This window comes from Paenibacillus sp. FSL L8-0158 (assembly GCF_038592965.1).
Classification (GTDB): domain Bacteria; phylum Bacillota; class Bacilli; order Paenibacillales; family Paenibacillaceae; genus Paenibacillus; species Paenibacillus polymyxa_D.
This window is the reverse complement of sequence record NZ_CP151949.1, coordinates 2622893-2641164: the sequence shown is the minus strand read 5'-3', so window position 1 is coordinate 2641164 and position 18272 is coordinate 2622893. Positions and strand designations below refer to the sequence as shown.

The following is an 18272-nucleotide window of genomic DNA, read 5'->3' as shown; positions in this document are numbered from 1 at the left end:
TTTTTTAAAAACATCAACATGGTTTCCATATATCGCAAAACCGAGAATGGATGGTATAATGAAGGATGATTTAAAGAAATCTGTATTGTAGTGAAGGGATGATTCGTATTGATAGATCACGATAATCTTGAAGAGTATCGAGACCCGATTAATTATGATCTTGAATTTGGCTGTGAGACTAATAAATATAATTTCTATCTTGATATGGCTAGATTGAACCCAGGCGAAGTTTTGGAACTTGCATGTGGTACAGGATTGACAACCATTCATTTATCAAAATCGGGGATACATATAACAGGTGTTGATATTTCTTCATCGATGCTTGAATATGCGCGGGTTAAAGCTCAAGGTTTGCCTGTGGATTTTATTGAAGCTGATGCTCGTACATTCGATTCCGAAAAGCGTTTTTCCATGATTTATTTGACAGGAAATGCATTCCAGGCATTTTTGAGCGATGAGGATCAACGAGCCTTACTCGAAACCGTCTACAAGCACCTAGAATCAAATGGGATATTTGTTTTTGAAACACGAAACCCCTTGGGAACCGATTTATCCAACCAAGAGGAAAGCATCTGGGGAAATTTTATCGATAAAGATGGGATTAAAGTCAAGATATCTGGGACACAGTCGTATGATTCAAGTAACCAGATCATGCACTGGGTCACGTTCCGTGATTGGGGATCGGAGAAAACAATTTCTCGAATTGCATGTCGCTTTACTGATAATGACACGCTTCAGCGTTTATTAACGAGCCGCGGCTTTTGTATTGAAAATCAATATTCGGACTGGGATAAAACACCGTTCACTCCTTTATCTCCTTCCATCATTACTGTTTGTCGAAAACATGGAGCCTAAAACGAATAATCCCGGAATGTTCATCCCAAGTGTTTGACGACCGCGCGTAAGATATCCATGTCATTCGCATGTTTTTGAAGGAACAACAGGCTTTTCCAGTGATTCCCGGAAAGAAAAATCGCCGAGTCACCCTAAAATATGATCAGGACGTTTACAAAAAAACGTTATTTGGTGGAATGCTTCTTTAATAAAATAAAGAATTTATCGTCGTCTGGCGACTCACTATGTAAATTGGCGTGTCATTCAAGTCTTTTTTGCCTTGGCAACCATTATGGTTTGGCTTGCCTGAGTTTGAAGACACGCCCTAATTCATAAAAAATTCTATTGTTTTCTGCCAAGAATCTGATTGACCAAAAGAATTTCCTTTTAAAGTACCACCACAAGTAAAAACGCCTCCATCCATTTTTAAGTTCAATGTTTCGCTTAAAGGTATAATAAACGGTAATGGTAATGAGTGACCTAAATCCTTATAGTCTAAAAGATTGTATTTGTATTTATAATTGTTTTTTTTCAAAATACTCATTATTTCTACACATGTCTCGTGAGTATTCCAAATATTATCTTGATGTCCTGAAATTAGCAATAAATTTGCATTTGCATTCTCTATTTTTATTCGAGCCTCCTCTTTATTTCTTGCCCTTTCCACACTTTTTTTATATGTAGTAGTAAAACCAAAAGGTATATTTTTTTCTAAGCAATGACGCTGATGATCGTAAAAAATATCATTATCAACGGGTATAAATGGTAATGATCTCCCTTCATATGACCATGATGAAACATTTTTACCACTCATCAAACCATCCAACGCTTGAAAACAATATGCATGGGGTGCAGAAGCCACAACTTTAGAAATGAAATTATATCGCGATGCCAAAAGTAACGCCAATTCTCCGCCTTTAGATGTACCGTGTACATATATTTCATTAGCACGTGTTAATGGATTCTTTTTAAGCCAAGAGAACACTTTTTCAAAATATTCAAGGGGAATTTCCTCTAGTTTTTTAGGCAATCCCTTTTCATTGAAATATCCAACGGTTAAAACATTAAAACCTCTAGATGCCAATGGTCCTGACAAAAGCGAAAGACCACTTCGTTCACCATCAGATCCACCCAATACTACAATCGTTTTATTATTTGAGTTTTCAGAATAAAATAACTCTCCCATAAATTCATCAGTGATCTGTTGTCTTTTCACTTCCGGTAACTTGAACATACGCTCTAGTCTTATACATTCTCGATCTTGTCCATTTTCACATACTATATCAATAAATACACTATCATCTATTGAAATATTAAGAGCGATATTCCCTCCCTCACTATTAATCTTTTGTAAAGAAGTAATAAGCCCCATACTATCTATATAATCATAAGTTCCAGAATCAGGTTTGTGTTTTGATAAATCAACACTGCCGTTTGAATCCGCAGTAAACCAAGCAAATGATTGATACTTTTCACTTACTGCCCATGGAAAATGCATGGATGCAGTTATTTTCATTTTGCCCTCTGGTGGTAACCCTGTGACACAAAAATCGATTTTTTCATCAATAAGTGCAACTCTTGGTTGTACTTGTAATTTCATCTCGTAGCCTCCAAAGAAAATATAGAACTTGAATGGAAATATTGCCTATTTCCAATTCCATCATTTAAAATGTTTTCTCCGCAAAATAAAACTATCTAAAGCTCGAATTTGTGCTCCTTGAAACCCTTCCAGGTCTTCAAATTTATAATTTACGTCTTCCTCAAAACCAACGTACTCTTCGTTGTGAGTACCATATATTCTTTTCAATAAACTCCATAACACTTCTAATTCTTCAGTTGTGAATTCATTAAAAATATCTGCCATTAGGCATATTGCTTTCTCACCACATTCCAGCATGACTCTTTTCCCTAATTCCGTGATTTCCACGTTAATGGCACGTTTGTCCCGTTTGCTTGGTGTCGTAATCAAGTATCCTTTATTCTCTAAATTGACTACAAGCTTTTGTGCACTTTGTTTGCTTGTTTCTAACTTTCTTGCAATATTAACAAGTGTCGTTTCATCCTCTGGCAAATGAGCTATTGCCAGCATGATCATGTACTGTCGTGATGTTAATTTCTCAAAATAGTTGTCGCCTTGTATTTGCAACTTATTAGTGACGGAAAAAAAAGTAGCGTAAGTTTGTTGCATTATATATAACTCTCTAAGCGCTTTAGAATATTCCATAAATATATCCTTTTCTTTTTATTGTCAGCATACTGACTATAATTACAATAACAGCATTTTGTATTATCGTCAACATGATGACAATGATCATTTGGAAATTTAATACATTAAATAAACAATTGTTATTTTGTATCTGAAATCCCTAGTCGTTATGAACGATTAGCCCGGTCACATCTTTTGCCTTGCAAAAGCTTTGGCAAGTCCTTATCGCAGAAAGATACCACCAGCGTTCGCCCACTCAATATTGCGTAATATCCGTTACCCATTTTTGGTTAGGCTTTTACTCTACACACTCAGCAGCTAAGTAGTTTCTCCTAGAGCGACGTTTTCGGCGAATTTTGGACTTGACTAAACTTTCAAAATGAATTGAATACAAACGCTCTACAGCTTGAATAAGTATTCTATTCATTTGGTTCACCTCCATTAGATATGAAAAAAACTTATTCCTCCTCTTAGTACGAGGTGAAATAAGTTATGAATTAAGTGCGTTTATCCAGATGAGTGTGGGTTTTACCATTCAACTTCTTCAAATAAACGGAAAACCATCTTTTTTTCAAAATCATCTAAAATTTTAAATCCAGATATTTCATTTTCTTTTTCTCCAAGTTTTATCATAGTAGCTATTGCTAAGTCTCCCACCTTGTAATGGCCTATCAGCTTATCTTGAGGTTCCCTTTTTAAAGATAATCCACTTAATTTTTTTATTATTTCCTCTGTACGAATGCTCTCTTTTCCGATATGTGTCATTGCATGATATAAAACTATGGGGTTCTTTTCTTCCAGCAAATTTTCTAACTCTTGTATTGAACATTTTCCTTCTTCTATTTTTTTTACTATATTCATTTTGTTCCTCCTAAATTATTTTTATTTTAAGTGACTGGTCAGTAATCTTCTTTCTTGAATATAATTTTCAAACAGCATATTTGCAATATCATTACGTCCCATATCTTCGGCAATTTTTATTTCTCTCATATATGCATTTAATTCCATCTTCACACGATTTATTGTTTGAAAATGGTAACTCATTCCGGGAAATCCTTGTTTTGAATCATCTAAATAATGAGTATACTCATGAATTAACGCTCCTATAGAAGCATCTTCATCTATAATTAGTTGGCCAGGCCCTCCCTTGCTAGGAGAATATGCCATTGTGTTACCTTTATATATTACTTCTACTCCTTCTGAATGTAACTCGTCAATAATTTTATTCCATTCTTGTGGATGTGACTCTCTTCCAGGTCCAATAATTTCTTTTAAAGGATCATCAGGATTTTTTCTGAATATATCATCAATGTCTGTATTGAGCCCTCTTCCAAAAACCGGATGCTGCTCGCTTTCTTTTAAAATATTGGTTGTACTCTTAGTAGCTTCGTACTTAACAGACCCTTCCAAAATATTCTTGGGCTTAATCAGCGCTTTGGTAGTCGTAGAACCTATCATCAAACTTGCTGTACCAATCAAATTTGCCATATGTTCTTTTGACCATGCATTGGTGGGATTAAATGCTCCCTGAATCATACCCGATACTCCAAATGTACCGAAATTGAGCATGTCATTCCATGAATCGTTTTGTTTAGCTGCCCGTTCCATGTACCCTTGATACATTCCCTTCGGAATGCCGTACGACATATAATCTAGGAAGCTCCATACTGAATCAAATTTTTTCTCATATCGTTCTGAATTAGCTGCTACAAAATCCTGACCAAGCTCCGTTACGCTATCCGCCGATTTCTGGAGCGCATTTCGTGTATCTGCAACAGGAACTGCACAAGTATTCGGTGGAGGTGGCAAGCAACCTGGGTCTAGATTCCCATCCTCCATCATATCTGCTAATCTAAACTTATTTGCATGCTGCCGTAGTTCTCTAGCAATCGAATCTGTTAGTGTAACAAAGTCAGCCATATTCTTCTGAGATGTTTGGAATCTATAATAGAATTGCTCCTTTGTTATCCCCTCCCAAAATCGTTCCATAAACGAGATATGCTGCAATAACTGACTATTCATTTGCGTCGCCGTTTGCTGTGCAAGCTCAAATTTCTTAGAGATGGATATAAGTTGTTCAGGTGTCACTTTAATTGTTGTCATAATTTACCTCGGTTTAGGTTCGTTAGGACATAATAACATTATTCAAATTTATGGAAAACCATCTTTATTACTAATTGTTATATGAATTAGAAGACTTAATCCCTATGACCTCTGACTTATATTTTATCAAATACAGCTTCTTCTTAGTTATAAAAAAGCACCTCTATAAATCCTCATCTTCTTCTGAATATTCGTGAAAATATATCTTATTTTAGTTATATGATCATAAGATTAACAGCCATCTCATATTAAATAAGCCGGTACGCTATAGCGTCCGGCCCTTGCCTTTTAACTCTATTCTGTATAAGTCTTCTTTCCCTTTACTTTACAAAGGTATACCTTAGTTTCGATAATTTTTCCCATCAAATATTTCTAACATCATCAAAACTCCCGTTTTGTACCCAGAAATATAATCCGAAGCAGATAATATAGAAATTAGGACATCATTTAAATCAGATAGTTCTTCAATTAACTTATAATCTTGTTCTGGCAATCTTGCTTTTAGAGTTTCCATAGAAGCGGATATTTTCTGATGGGTTAGTTCAAGTTCAGGGTTCTTCGGTTTGATTCGTTCACTTGGATACCATTTGCCGTAATATAAATCCTCCAAGATACTCATTTCATCTTCTCCTTCTTGATACAGACTTTGCGTAAATTTCGGATCCGTAGATGCGTTTTGTTCCCCAAAAATAAGAATATCCTATTGGAAATATCAATATTGAATTTTAGCGAATATTTCACTAGGAATAATTGAAGGACTATTGGCAAATTTCCACCAAACAAGCACAGACTATTTATTAAATAGAACAAACCAAAAGAAGCCCTACCCCTTAGGATAGAGTTCCTAAAATCATCAAGCCATCTCACATATGAGCATTTTCCGCTACAAAATTGTCTGATCCTATTGTTCGATCGGCATCTTCCGTTCAAGAAACATTTCATCTTGATATCCAATGGGTAGTACATTAATTAATCTAACTCATAGCCTAACGACTTAATCTGCAATGAAACGGTTAAAAGAGCCAATCTAATTCATCTAAAGTAGGCTTTAAAGAATAAGGAACCTCCATAAATGGAGATCCCTTTTTTTAATAAAATAACATAAATATTTAAAATTTATCACTTATTAAGCATTTTTTTTGTTACCCAGGTTATAGCTGCATTATTGACATCTTCACCCTGGCCACCGTGGGGAGCTTTAGAGTTAGACATAAAAATATTTTCTACTCCTGCATGGTTAAGAGTATCTCTAAGTCTCAAACTTTGTTGAATAGATACTAAACTGTCACTTCCTCCATGTGCAATAAACATTGGTGGATCATCTGAAGATACATAATTTATAGGACTTGCCAATTCTGCCAACTTTACTTTTTCCCAATAAGGAGAATTGGTTTGTTTTTTATCCCGAATATCTCTCAGGACTGCAACACCTTGTCCTTCTTTATCAAATCCAAGAAGTTTGGCTTCAGCTGCTCGTGGAGAGTCATGTATTTCGGCTGCCTCCTCAGGAGATTGCAGGGTTGCGTCCATCTCAGGGCCCATGGTAAACATATCTGTTGGACCGTAAAAATCAACTGCAGCCATTACTTTGCTTGAATACTCAAGATTGCCCCCAACATCACCTTCAAGCTCTTTTATATCACTAGTAACAGCGAGTTCGGTAGCCAGATGTCCACCTGCAGAATTTCCTGCTACTGCAATTTTTTCTGGATCAATACCGTATTCCTTGGCATGTGCACGGAGATATCTGATACTGCCCTTAACATCATAAATGGGAGCCGGAAAAATAGCTTCGCCACTTAGCCGATAATCTATGGAAACAAAAGTAATTTTATCTTCTAATACTTTTTTGAAAACTTGATATGCTGAATCTGTAGCCACTTGATCTGTGGCTCTACCTGTCATTTGTGCTGGTCGATTTGGTGGCGCGGCTGTTTCCTTCTTTGCATCTTTAGGCGCATCATCGCCCTGATAGTCCCCTATAGCCCATCCTCCACCATGAATATATACCAAGACAGGAGTTGCTTCGGTTACACCCTCCGGCTTAAAGATGTTCATTTTTAACTCTTTTTTCTTTCCATCGTCATTAGTTACGGTTGCATACACCACATCTTTATAGGTAGGAGCCATACTAATAACATCTGTAGGAGGACTTTCAGCTGCTGCGAAACTTTCCTTTTGTGTGGCAAAAGCCAATGTTGCTAAAAGTACGAAGGATACCATTCTTAGTTTTTTATTCATACTCTCTCTCCTCACTTTTTTTCATTCTCGCATTCTATCAGGTTATCTAAAGTTCTTATTAAGAAACTTTGATACAATGCTATTTCATCCTCGCTAAATCCCTTGTAAAAAATCTCTCCGACTTCATCAATAATCTTTTTGTTCAATTCCACTAAATTTTCATTTCTATTCACTACTTTAACTATTGTTTTCCGTTTGTCTGTTTGGCAAGGCATAAAACTGATATGTCCTGCTTTTTCCAACTTCGTTAATATACTCGTTAAAGTTGACTTCTGAAGATTGGTAATCCTTGAGATTTCATGTATAGGTATTTCGTCTTTTCTCCAAAGATAAAACAAAATCCTTGCTTGTGTTGCTGTTAAAGTATCAACCTCAGATTCCCTGTGTTTTCTTGAAACTATTCTAGCCAGCAATGCATCTATGGATGCTGATAAAAAAACAGATCTTCCTTTTATAATTCCCATGTGCACCTCCATTTTCTCAAAAAAAGTACCATATCGTACTAATATTATAGTTCGATATGGTACTATTTTCAACCTGTATTTTTTGAATGTTTGCATTCATTATCTCTTGCGATCTGTAGATCACCCCAATTAATAGTAGTAAGTACGCTCAACAGACATTAGGCATTCACTACAGCGAGGAAAATGTTTTATTGGGATGCATGGATGGTTAACCAGCAGGATAGTTTGATTTACCGTGATGGATCTTCTTTGTTTTCTAATCTACATCTTTAAGATTTGAACAGAGATCTTAATTAAATACTCTTCATAACCTCTAACTGAAAGATCATCCAACAAAACATCCTCATAAAAAAATCCCTGTAATTCTATGCTCTTATCTTTAGCATAACTTATTATTCGATCATAAGTGTCACATACGCTTGAGTATCCCTCTGTATGGTACGCGATTAAATATGTTCCTTTTTCTCGCTTGAAATTTGAATAATTTGATTTTTTACTAACTTTAGTAAAAAGATAATTATAATTGAATGTTTCATTTGTTAAGACTCTTTTAGTATCTCTCATCCAGCCTACTGTATGGGAAGCATCAATACTATAAATGTTCAAGTACTTTTCGTGTTTTATCATAGAATCGTAAATGCTTTTATCATTTGTGTAAGGATCAGCCTCTGTTACTACCAAAAACTCCTCCTTTTTTTCCTCAATAATAATATCAGTTGAAATGATCTCAGTTGCTGCTTGGGTAATTCGTTTCTTCTCTGATATTATACTTTTCATTTTTTGCAGTTGTTTAATTTTTGAATTCAGCATTGCCTCTTCTTTCCCAAGCAGGACAATGAGCTCCTGAGGTGACCTTTTATTTAAATACTCTTTTATCTCTTTTAATGGCATTTCTAATTCTTTAAGTATTGAAATCACTTTAAAAACATCCATTTGATTAATTGAATAATATCTATACCCATTTTCAGCTTTAAATTCAGGAGAAAGAATTCCAAGTCGATCATAGTGAAATAAAGTATCCTTGCTAATACCCATCACTTTTGCAAATTGTCCTGACGTTAAATGAGTTTGAACATTATTCTCCATGAAATCCCTCCTTGACTATGGTGTTACACCACACTTTATTATAACCAAGTAACCTTCAAATAGCAGTAGACCATGAGGAGTATCTAATCGAAAGTAATACCTAAATAATTAATCTTGGGAGGAAATAAGGAATGAAAGTTCTAGTTACAGGAGCAACAGGAAGTGTGGGAAGTCATATTGTTGAACAACTACTCGCAAAAGATATAGAAGTAAAAGCATTGTCAAGGAAGGAAAGCAACTTGCCTAAAGAAGCACAAGTAGTTCTAGGTGACCTTGATATTCCCGAGACTATACAAGCACATCTCCATTCTATAGATAGCTTGTTTCTGATCACTCAGAGTGAACAATCAGACGAAAAATTTATAAAAAACAAAAGAATTATTCAGATGGAAAAACAAGCTAATGTTGCAAGAATTGTAGCCCTGATAGATTTTGAAGGGAACCCAATTGAGGACGTTATTAAAAATAGCGGAATGGAATGGACTTTATTAAAGCCAGTGGAATTTATGAAAAATGCACTTTACAGTGGTTGGACAGAATCAATCCAAAAAGAAGGGATTATTCGTACGGCTTTCCCTGATAGTTTAAGCGCTAGAATTCATGAAGCTGATATCGCTGATGTCGCAGTAAAGGCACTGACAGAAGAAGGCCATGATAAGCTAACATATGATTTGACAGGACCAGAAGCATTGTCTCCAAGAAGTATGGTTAAACAAATTTCTGCAGTTATAGATAAATACATTGATCTTGTTGAAATTACAGAAGAGCAAGTAAAACAAGATTGGAAAAGCAAAGGCTATGACAATGAATTTATTGAATACTTTATTATAGGGATTGGGAAAAACCCTCCTAAAGGAGCCTATACCGTTCTACCGACAGTAGAACAAGTTACAGGCAAGCCAGCCAGAACATTTACTCAATGGGTTAATGAAAACAAACATTATTTTGTATAACCCCTTATTTGCTTTTACTAATTACCTAACGGAAAACGTTAGTTGAACGAGGATTGGCAAAGAGTAAAACGATACTACATTATACTGAGCCAAGTTATAGAAACAGCGGCAGCCATGGACGGGAAAACTAAGTCCTAGACTGCCGCTGTTTTATTCAACTCTCCTATACATCAGTTGACCTAATTGTGTTTCGAAGTGTGATTTGAAATAGACTCGATTATTAAATCCCAATCGTCGAAGTGAAGCTCATGTCCGGCACCTTCCAATGTCAGTAAAACCGCACCTGGAATTTCGTTAGCAAGATTTTTTCCGTGTTCATAAGGGATAATCGGGTCTTCAGTACCGTGTATCACCAGAGTGGGAACGTTTATCTCACCAGTCCTAACCAGATAGGATTCTCCACCTGACAGCATTGCATGATTGTTCATGCTGGCTATATTATTGCTTCTTTTCCATTCTTCTTTTGCTAATTTATAAACTTTATTTTCATCGAAAGGGTGTTTTGAACCTACTAGAATTCTTGATCTACCTATCACAAAATCGACCACCGATTGTTCGTTCGTCCAATCTATTGCCTCCATATTCGAGAAATAGTCCATAACCTTTTCCTCCATCGGTGGAAGATCGGGAGCAAAATTGGACGTTGCTAAAAGGGCAATGGTTAGAACTCTGTCTGGATGTCGCAGAGCTATCATTTGAGTCAGCATTCCGCCCATAGACATCCCTACGATATGCGCTTGTTCAATCTTATACGCATCCAATACTCGAATAGCATCATCTGCCATGTCTTCGAAAGTATAGTCCGGTTGCCCAGGTTCATAGGTTGTAGAACGTCCAACATCTCGGTTATCATAGCGAACGACAAAGCGACCTGTAGCTGCTAAACGCTGGCAGAATTCTTCCTCCCACCAAACCAGTGAGGATTGAGCGCCCATTATCAGTAATATTGCCGGGTTAACTCGCTTTCCGAAACTGTCAGTACAAATTTCTATTCCATCGCTTTTTATGAGTTGTTCGTTCATGTAGAATTCCTCCCCTCAATGATATAGGTATTGTACCCTTCGTAGTCACCCTTCTGCTAGTCCTGACTAGGCCCAGCTATGGATTTTAGTGTTTTCCGTAGTCAAACGGATGTTTTAACAAAATAAAAGTCCCCCTATGTAATTACTTCTACTTTGCGGGTGGTATCAGCTTCGCTGGTACTTTCCCTGATACGTATTTGTCCTCATCATACAAAGCCTTCAAAGAAAGAGAATAGCCTTTACCCTCCACCGTTGAAGATGTCATTGACCTTACCGACAACAAACTCAATTATGGATTATTGTGGTATTATTTTGGATTATTGTTAATACTACGTATCTGAGGAGGGTGAAAATGAAGTTACATACCAAATTTTCAAGACAATTATGCCAGAATATCGATCTCATTTGTGACTTCATGGGAAACAGTTCGGATTTTGTTGTTCGTGAGATCACGACTGGCCATAAACACGCCGCTCTTTTTTATTTGGACGGAATGACTGACATGCAAAAGGTACAGGACAACGTGATCCGTCCGTTGCATGATCGTGTTTCCTCTGACGAGATCACTTTACTGTTATTGAAAAACGCAATTTTGGACATTGGTGAAGCAAGCTTTACTCAAAACTTTGAAGATGCTTTGGAACAGATCCTCTCAGGTGGTCTTCTTCTACTACTGGACGATATGGATGAAGGATTGGTCATTTCTTTGCCTGGATGGGAAGAACGCAGCATTACGGACTCGAAGACACAGCCTGTGGTCAGGGGTCCGCAAGAAGCGTTTACAGAAACTTTACGTACGAATACGACTATGGTTCGTCGAAGGGTGAAGGATACAAGAGTACGTCTAACTACCATGAAAGTTGGCGAAAAAACCAAGACCGATGTATCGGTCATGTATTTACATGAGGTCGCTGACCCAAAAAAGGTGCAGGACATGATATCCAAGTTAAAGAACATGCATGTAGAAGGCGTGCTTGAAAGCGAATATTTGGAAGAATGTCTCCATGAAGATAAGCAATTCACGATATTTCCGCTCTTTTATAATTCTGATCGCCCTGACTCCATTGCAGCAGGAATTATGGAGGGGAAAATAGCGATATTTGTGGATGGATCTCCCTTTGCCATCCTTGCGCCTGCGGTGTTTGCGGATTTCCTTCAATCCGCAGAAGACTATTATCAATCCTTTGTTTACAGTAGTATCATTCGAATATTAAGGTACATCTGCCTGGCAATCTGTATGTTGGCTCCGGCCATTTATGTCGCATTAACGACATTCCATCAGGATATGATTCCAACAGTTTTGTTATTAAGCTTATCCGCGCAACGTGAAGGAGTACCGTTTCCAGCATTTATTGAGGCGATGATCATGGAAGTGGTTTTTGAAATTCTGAGGGAGGCAGGTCTTCGTATGCCACGGACGGTCGGTCAAGCCGTTTCTATTGTCGGGTCAATAGTGATCGGCCAGGCAGCTGTAGAAGCAAACATCGTTTCGGCTGTTATGGTCATTGTTGTTGCAATAACTGCCATTTCGAGCTTTGTCATTCCCTCGTACACTTTTGCAATTCCAATTCGGATATTACGTTTCGCTTTCATAGGCATAGCCGCTATGTTTGGTGTGTACGGATTGACTGTTGGTATTCTCATGCTCTTTGTGCATCTGAATGGGCTTCATTCATTCGGTGTACCGTATTTGAGCCCCTTTGCCAATTACAAATCGTCGGAGCAGAGGGACGCCATATTGCGTTTTCCATATAGAACTAAAAAACATCGTAAAAACTAAAGGAGTAAACCATCATGAACTCGTACCGATCCACCATTATATTACTGTTTATGTGCATCTGGCTAATGGTGTTTCTTACGGGTTGCTGGAACAGTAAGGAATTGAGCGCAATTTCCGTCGTGATGGCTCTGGGCATTGATGCAGTTGATGACCAATATGAAGTCAGTTTACAAGTAGTTGACCCATCGAAAATGTCTCATAATTCCCCCATGGAACGGACGCCAACGATCGTTTTTTCCAAACGCGCCGATACCATATTTGAAGCTATTCGAAAATTAACAACGGAATCGTCCCGAAAAATGTATATGTCTCACTTAAAGTTTGTCATTTTTGATGAGAAAACGGCAAAAAAAGGAATCAAGGAGCCGCTGGACTTTCTGTTCCGTGATCATGAAGTTCGGCCTGATTTCTATTTGGCCGTTGTCAGAGGAAACTCGGCAAAGGAGGCCGTTACTTTTGTAGCTCCAACCGAGATCTTGCCTGCAATGGATATGTATAAGGCATTAAGGCTTTCTGAAAAAGCATGGGCTCCAACTTCCGCGGTCAATGTGAAAGATATTTTAGAGAAATTTACAGAGGATGGCATTGAACCGGTTCTCACCGGTATTCGACTGACAAACCTAGAGAAAGGTCTAACTATTGATAATGTGACAAAGTCGCCCCAACATGTTAAATATTTTTTTACTGGAGTTGGTGTTTTCAAGGGCGACCGACTTATCAATTGGATGGATGATTCACAAAGTAAAGCCTTTACCTATATATCCAACCGTGTTTCCAGCACCGTAGCTTCCATCGATTGTCCGAATTCCAAAGGGGAATTTGTTGTTGAAGTAATCCGTTCCAAAGTAAAGATGCGTCCAGAAATAATAGACCATGAGCCGCACATTTCTCTTATTGTGGATACAGAATCCAATATCGGAACGGTCTCGTGCAATGCCAACCTTAAGAATGAAAAGACATTTAGAGATCTTCAAGAATCAGCTAAAGAGCATCTGGAACAGTCTTTGAAGGAAGGCATTTCGTACGCACAACACATCGGTTCCGATATATTCGGGTTTGGAGAAGCTTTTCACCGCAAGTTCCCACATGAATGGCATAGATGGAAAAAGGATTGGCCACAAAAATTCCAAACGCTTAAAGTGGATATTCAGCTCAATTATCGTTTAGTCCGGTTCGGAGACATTACCAGTCCAATTGATATGGGAATACACAATCAGGAGTGAATGCATATGCTTTATGTGATTCTCGTAACTTCCATTTTAACATCGTTGTATGAGTTTAAAAAATTTAAGGAGAAACAATATGTGCGTGAAATTGTATTCAGCTCGATATTGTTGATTATAGGCGTTATATTGATTATCCTACGGATCGCCAACATTAAACTGCCGACTCCACTGACGGGCATCCAAATCCTATTTCAACCGATAAGCCGGTTACTTACTGAAATATTTTCTTAAGGAGGCATTGGGATGAATTCCAACTTAACCATTCGACAAGCTATTATGTGGTTTGCATTATATCAAATAGGAAGCGCATATCTGGTGCTCCCAGCGGCAATTACCGCTGCCGCTAAACAAGATGCCTGGCTCTCCATTCCAGTCTCCTTAGGTTTGCATCTGTTATTGATACCTTTATATGCCTCCATCGCTAGGCAAATACAGGGGAAATCTTTCGTAGAGCATCTCCGTTGCCTCTTCGGTCCCTTAGGCGGGACGATCAGCATCGTTTTCATTTTTTTCTTTCCCTTTCTTGTGTTCATCATGACGCTTCGAAATCTAGGTGACTTTATCTCGATAGCTATTATGCCGGAAACTCCCTCCGACGCGATATATTTCATCATGCTAATAGTCATTTATTTCGCCGTTCGATCAGGCCCTGCTGTAATCGGCCGTTGTGCGGAAATCCTGTTTTTTTTCCTTCTTGCCCTGTATCTTTTGGTCAGGATTACCCTCCTTCCTGATACCAGCATAAATAATGTGCTCCCTATTTTCGAGTATGGTTTGAACCCTATCGTTCTCGCTTCGTTCAATTTGTTTGCCTTTCCCTACCTTGAAGCAATTCTGTATCTCTTTTTTGCACAGTACATCCCCGATCCAAAAAAGTGGAGAAAGACAGTGATTACCTCTGCATTGATTAGCGGCGGCATGTATTTTTTCATGGTTCTACAAATAATCGCCGTGATGAGTGAAGGTGTTGTATCTAATTTGACGTTTCCCACTTATTTTATTAGCCGAACAATCAGTAACGGGGAGTTTCTTCAACGGTTTGAAATTGTTGTTGCCGTGTTCTGGTTTGTCACCATATTTTTTCGACTCGCACTGCTTTTATATGTTTCAGCGCAAGGGCTTGCAGATGCTTTTCGTCTTCGAAGCGCTAACTCTCTCTTAGTTCCTCTGATCCTAATTGCAATGGCAATGGTTCATTCTATTTGGCCAAATATGCAATTTTTAATCAAGTTTTTTTCAGTATGGCCTTTTTACGCCATGATTTTCGGTGTCGTGTTTCCTATTGTGCTATGGTTGGTGGGTAAGGTAGGCGGCTCGTTGAAATTACGTAAAAAGTATCCCTAAAGTTGCGTTGGCCGTATGAACATCTGTCCTCAAATAAACTTTTGTTGTACTCATTATTGCAATTTAGCAAGAAGCAACTCCAGTTCCTCCCTCTCAAGATGTCTCCATTGCCCACGTTCCAGATGATCCAAGGTAATATTCATAATTCGAACACGCTCCAACTTTAGCACCCTGTACCCCAAGGCCTTGCACATTCTGCGAATTTGCAAGTTCAGACCCTGCGTCAAAATAATGCGGAACTCGTATTCGCTTGTACGATCAACCTTGCACGGTTTGGTAATGACGTTCAATATTTCAACGCCACAAGACATAGCCTGCGTAAACTCGTTTGTAACAGGTTTGTCTACAGTCACTACATACTCCTTCTCATGACCATGCTCGGAACGCATCATTTGATTGACAATGCTTCCATCGTTGGTTAATAGAATGAGTCCCTCTGACGCTTTATCCAGCCTGCCAATGGCAAAAATCCGCGAAGGATAATTGACATAACTAATGATATTACCAGCTACCTGTTCCGCTGCGGTACAAACGATGCCCACAGGCTTATTCAGCGCCAAATATACAGGTTCACTGGAATTATGCGGAATAGATTCTCCATCAATCAGCACGATATCCTGTGGCTCTACTTCCGCGCCCGCTTCGCAGACTATCCCATTAATCGTAATTCGTCCTGCTGCAATCAGCCTGTTGGTTTCCCGACGTGAGCAGAATCCTGTCTCACTGATGTACTTGTTAATTCTCACGATTCACCTGCTTCTGATTATAATATGTGAGTTTAAGTAAAATAATTAAAAAAACACCTGATTGTTCTTGCTTAATCAGATGTTCCCGTTCACGACAACTTATACTTTCCCGGCTTATTTGCTACTATTGCCGCCGCTTTTATTCCTTGTTGGTTTGGCAGTGCCGCCTTTTGTGCCACCTGTCGCTTTGCTTCCTGGTGCGCTTGTAGAAGCGCTTTTTGTCCTTACTGGCTTCGCAGTTTTATTCCAGCGTGTCCAGCCCTTACTACCTGTGCCTCTGCCGGTCCCGCCGCCCTTGCTTTTTCCACCCATATGATCACTCCATTACTAGTCGTTCAGATTTAACTAAGCTATCATACCATTACTTTGACTATCATGCCCATTTGTTTTAAAAATTGAACATGTTAAACCGCAAATACTTTCGCAAAACGGATCTTATTGTATTCTTGTTTGTTTGTAGGTTAATAATGAAATAAGGCCGTATAGTATGGAAAAATAATGATCCCTAAAGGAGTGAAACACATGTCTGTTGATGTTTATCTTAACTTTAATGGAAACTGTCGTGAAGCAGCGGAGTTTTACGCAGAGGCATTTGAGACTGAGAAACCACAAATTATGACGTTCGGTGAAGCACCGCCCAATCCCGATTATCCTCTACCGGAAGAAGCCAAAAATTTGGTCATGCATACGCGGCTTCAAATTGATGGTAGTAATGTCATGTTTTCAGACGTTTTTCCTGGTATGCCATTCGTAGCCGGAAACAACATCAGCCTCGCCATCGTCAATAAGGACGAAGAGAAAATTCGATCGTACTTTCATAAATTAAAAGAAGGCGGAACCGTAAGCATGGAACTTCAAGAAACATTCTGGAGCAAATGTTACGGTAGCCTTAAAGATAAGTTCGGAATTGAGTGGCAATTAAGTTATGATAACGGAATGACCGACAGTTAAGCCTTCTATATTGTCATACGACATTTAAGCCCCCGCAAGCTATTCTAATTGAATGCTTTGTGAGGGCTTAATATCTATCAGTCACAACCTTGGAATTCTTCCAAGACCTTGGATTTGTCTCCATGGACCTTTTCCAGGTGATCCTCTCCCCAATAGCATAAATGGTCTAGCGCGGGTTTTAATCCCCAGCCGTACTGCGTTAACTCATACTCCACTTTAGGTGGGATTTCATTAAAAACCTTTCGTGTAACAATCTCATCCTTTTCCAGGCTTCTGAGCTGAGTGGTCAGCATTTTTTGTGTAATGCCGGGCATTAACCGACGAAACTCAGACGTACGTTTCCGTCCTGTCATCAGATGGTAGATAATCAAAGGCTTCCATTTTCCTCCCATTACCTCTAAGGCCGCTTCCACTCCAACTTGATACTTCTTTTGAACCCTATTTTCCGTCTGTTCAGTCATTTCTTAATCCTCCTTTAGAAGGCTTCGTTTGCTCAGAACAACCCATCACTTCAATTCATTACTCAGATCAGTTTCTAGGGAATCTACCTAGGGCACTTCCATGTTCCTATGACACCTGTATCATCCTATAGAACTTAAAAGTGCGTACTTCCAGATTATTTTCCTACTGTATATAATAGCATCAAGCATTGAGCATTCCTAGAAGTAAGCTATTGAGAAAGGTAGTGAAGAGGCATGAAAGTATTAACCGTTGTTTCACACCCGAGAAAAGATTCCTTGACCTTTAAGGTTGCGGATCGTTTCGTACAGGGTCTTGCCGATGCAGGCCACGATTATGAGATATTGGATTTGCATGGGATTGGTTTTGATCCTATTTTAAAAGGAGTAGATGAACCGGATTTGACAGTTGCGGAACAGTCCTTTTCCCCTGAAGTAGAAAAGGAAATAAAGCGGATGAAGCAGCATGATGCGTTGGCATTTATTTTTCCACTTTGGTGGTGGCATTTGCCAGCTATGCTGAAGGGTTATATTGACCGTGTATGGAACAATGGGTTTGCGTACGGTTCGAATTACCTTCATCATCAGCATATCTTATGGATTGGCTTGGCTGGCGTTTCGAAAGAACAGCTGAAAAAACGTAACTATGATGAAATGATTACTCATTTGCTGAATGTGGGTATCGCAGATTATTGCGGTGTTTCCAATTCCAAGGTTGAATTCTTAGTTGAGACTCTGAGTTCAAATCCCAGTCATTTTGAAATACTGCTGGACCAAGCTTATCGCTTGGGTTTGAATTATGCCAAGGATTAGGCTTTATTTACAACCCCCCTCCGACACGAAGGCCGGAAATCCTAA

General features: G+C 38.6%; 20 protein-coding genes. 8 read left to right on the top strand and 12 right to left on the bottom strand.

Going from position 1 to position 18272, the window contains the following annotated elements; genetic code table 11:
* Positions 1 to 108 precede the first annotated feature (108 nt).
* Positions 109 to 855: a class I SAM-dependent methyltransferase gene (locus tag NSQ68_RS11950; RefSeq protein ID WP_342428933.1), complete on the top strand. Its 747-nt coding sequence runs from the start codon at positions 109 to 111 to the stop codon at positions 853 to 855.
* A 304-nt stretch (positions 856 to 1159) separates the two neighbouring features.
* On the opposite strand, the gene NSQ68_RS11945 is transcribed toward NSQ68_RS11950, so the two are convergent.
* The 8 genes from NSQ68_RS11945 to NSQ68_RS11910 all read right to left on the bottom strand — a co-directional run bounded on the left by NSQ68_RS11945 (position 1160) and on the right by NSQ68_RS11910 (position 8934).
* Positions 1160 to 2434, bottom strand: a complete 1275-nt coding sequence (locus NSQ68_RS11945) for an acyl-CoA thioesterase/bile acid-CoA:amino acid N-acyltransferase family protein (protein ID WP_342428932.1) — start codon at positions 2432 to 2434, stop codon at positions 1160 to 1162.
* A 60-nt stretch (positions 2435 to 2494) separates the two neighbouring features.
* Positions 2495 to 3058, bottom strand: coding sequence for a MarR family transcriptional regulator (locus NSQ68_RS11940; protein ID WP_061830185.1), 564 nt, complete (start codon positions 3056 to 3058; stop codon positions 2495 to 2497).
* A 510-nt stretch (positions 3059 to 3568) separates the two neighbouring features.
* Positions 3569 to 3901 carry a hypothetical protein gene (locus tag NSQ68_RS11935; RefSeq protein ID WP_342428931.1) on the bottom strand — a complete coding sequence of 111 codons (333 nt, stop codon included), beginning with the start codon at positions 3899 to 3901 and terminating at the stop codon, positions 3569 to 3571.
* A gap of 21 nt (positions 3902 to 3922) precedes the next feature.
* Entirely contained in the window at positions 3923 to 5143 is a 1221-nt protein-coding gene (locus NSQ68_RS11930) for a WXG100 family type VII secretion target (protein WP_342428930.1), read from the bottom strand.
* Positions 5144 to 5483: 340 nt separating this feature from the next.
* Positions 5484 to 5762 (bottom strand): DUF6809 family protein, encoded by a 279-nt coding sequence (locus NSQ68_RS11925; protein ID WP_023988514.1) that lies wholly within the window; start codon positions 5760 to 5762, stop codon positions 5484 to 5486.
* A gap of 500 nt (positions 5763 to 6262) precedes the next feature.
* Positions 6263 to 7384 (bottom strand): alpha/beta hydrolase, encoded by a 1122-nt coding sequence (locus NSQ68_RS11920; protein ID WP_342428929.1) that lies wholly within the window; start codon positions 7382 to 7384, stop codon positions 6263 to 6265.
* Between the two features lie 11 nt (positions 7385 to 7395).
* Positions 7396 to 7848, bottom strand: a complete 453-nt coding sequence (locus NSQ68_RS11915) for a MarR family transcriptional regulator (RefSeq protein WP_258297992.1) — start codon at positions 7846 to 7848, stop codon at positions 7396 to 7398.
* Between the two features lie 261 nt (positions 7849 to 8109).
* Complete coding sequence (locus tag NSQ68_RS11910; protein WP_342428928.1) at positions 8110 to 8934, bottom strand: MerR family transcriptional regulator; 825 nt, start codon at positions 8932 to 8934, stop codon at positions 8110 to 8112.
* Positions 8935 to 9065: 131 nt separating this feature from the next.
* On the opposite strand from NSQ68_RS11910, the gene NSQ68_RS11905 reads away from it, so the two are divergent.
* Positions 9066 to 9887: an NAD(P)H-binding protein gene (locus tag NSQ68_RS11905; RefSeq protein ID WP_342428927.1), complete on the top strand. Its 822-nt coding sequence runs from the start codon at positions 9066 to 9068 to the stop codon at positions 9885 to 9887.
* Between the two features lie 179 nt (positions 9888 to 10066).
* Here NSQ68_RS11905 and NSQ68_RS11900 read toward each other — a convergent pair whose 3' ends face one another.
* The gene (locus NSQ68_RS11900; RefSeq protein ID WP_342428926.1) at positions 10067 to 10909 is read right to left on the bottom strand and encodes an alpha/beta hydrolase; all 843 of its coding nucleotides are present in this window, start codon (positions 10907 to 10909) and stop codon (positions 10067 to 10069) included.
* 352 nt (positions 10910 to 11261) lie between these two features.
* Between NSQ68_RS11900 and NSQ68_RS11895 the strand changes: the two genes are divergently transcribed.
* The 4 genes from NSQ68_RS11895 to NSQ68_RS11880 are packed head-to-tail and all read left to right on the top strand — an operon-like array spanning position 11262 to position 15259.
* Positions 11262 to 12689 (top strand): spore germination protein, encoded by a 1428-nt coding sequence (locus NSQ68_RS11895; protein WP_342428925.1) that lies wholly within the window; start codon positions 11262 to 11264, stop codon positions 12687 to 12689.
* A 14-nt stretch (positions 12690 to 12703) separates the two neighbouring features.
* Positions 12704 to 13912 carry a Ger(x)C family spore germination protein gene (locus NSQ68_RS11890; RefSeq protein WP_342428924.1) on the top strand — a complete coding sequence of 403 codons (1209 nt, stop codon included), beginning with the start codon at positions 12704 to 12706 and terminating at the stop codon, positions 13910 to 13912.
* A gap of 6 nt (positions 13913 to 13918) precedes the next feature.
* A complete protein-coding gene (locus NSQ68_RS11885) occupies positions 13919 to 14146 on the top strand; it encodes a hypothetical protein (RefSeq protein WP_307354126.1) in 228 nt (75 codons plus the stop codon).
* A 12-nt stretch (positions 14147 to 14158) separates the two neighbouring features.
* Positions 14159 to 15259, top strand: coding sequence for an endospore germination permease (locus tag NSQ68_RS11880; RefSeq protein ID WP_342428923.1), 1101 nt, complete (start codon positions 14159 to 14161; stop codon positions 15257 to 15259).
* Between the two features lie 53 nt (positions 15260 to 15312).
* On the opposite strand, the gene NSQ68_RS11875 is transcribed toward NSQ68_RS11880, so the two are convergent.
* Both NSQ68_RS11875 and NSQ68_RS11870 read right to left on the bottom strand, forming a co-directional pair.
* A complete protein-coding gene (locus tag NSQ68_RS11875; protein ID WP_342428922.1) occupies positions 15313 to 16005 on the bottom strand; it encodes a pseudouridine synthase in 693 nt (230 codons plus the stop codon).
* Positions 16006 to 16119: 114 nt separating this feature from the next.
* On the bottom strand, positions 16120 to 16317 hold the full coding sequence (locus NSQ68_RS11870) for a DUF3934 family protein (RefSeq protein WP_342428921.1): 198 nt from the start codon (positions 16315 to 16317) through the stop codon (positions 16120 to 16122).
* A gap of 210 nt (positions 16318 to 16527) precedes the next feature.
* On the opposite strand from NSQ68_RS11870, the gene NSQ68_RS11865 reads away from it, so the two are divergent.
* Complete coding sequence (locus NSQ68_RS11865; protein WP_342428920.1) at positions 16528 to 16956, top strand: VOC family protein; 429 nt, start codon at positions 16528 to 16530, stop codon at positions 16954 to 16956.
* A gap of 77 nt (positions 16957 to 17033) precedes the next feature.
* On the opposite strand, the gene NSQ68_RS11860 is transcribed toward NSQ68_RS11865, so the two are convergent.
* On the bottom strand, positions 17034 to 17417 hold the full coding sequence (locus NSQ68_RS11860) for a helix-turn-helix domain-containing protein (protein WP_342428919.1): 384 nt from the start codon (positions 17415 to 17417) through the stop codon (positions 17034 to 17036).
* Between the two features lie 234 nt (positions 17418 to 17651).
* Between NSQ68_RS11860 and NSQ68_RS11855 the strand changes: the two genes are divergently transcribed.
* The gene (locus NSQ68_RS11855; RefSeq protein WP_342428918.1) at positions 17652 to 18227 is read left to right on the top strand and encodes an NAD(P)H oxidoreductase; all 576 of its coding nucleotides are present in this window, start codon (positions 17652 to 17654) and stop codon (positions 18225 to 18227) included.
* The last annotated feature ends 45 nt before the right edge of the window (positions 18228 to 18272 follow it).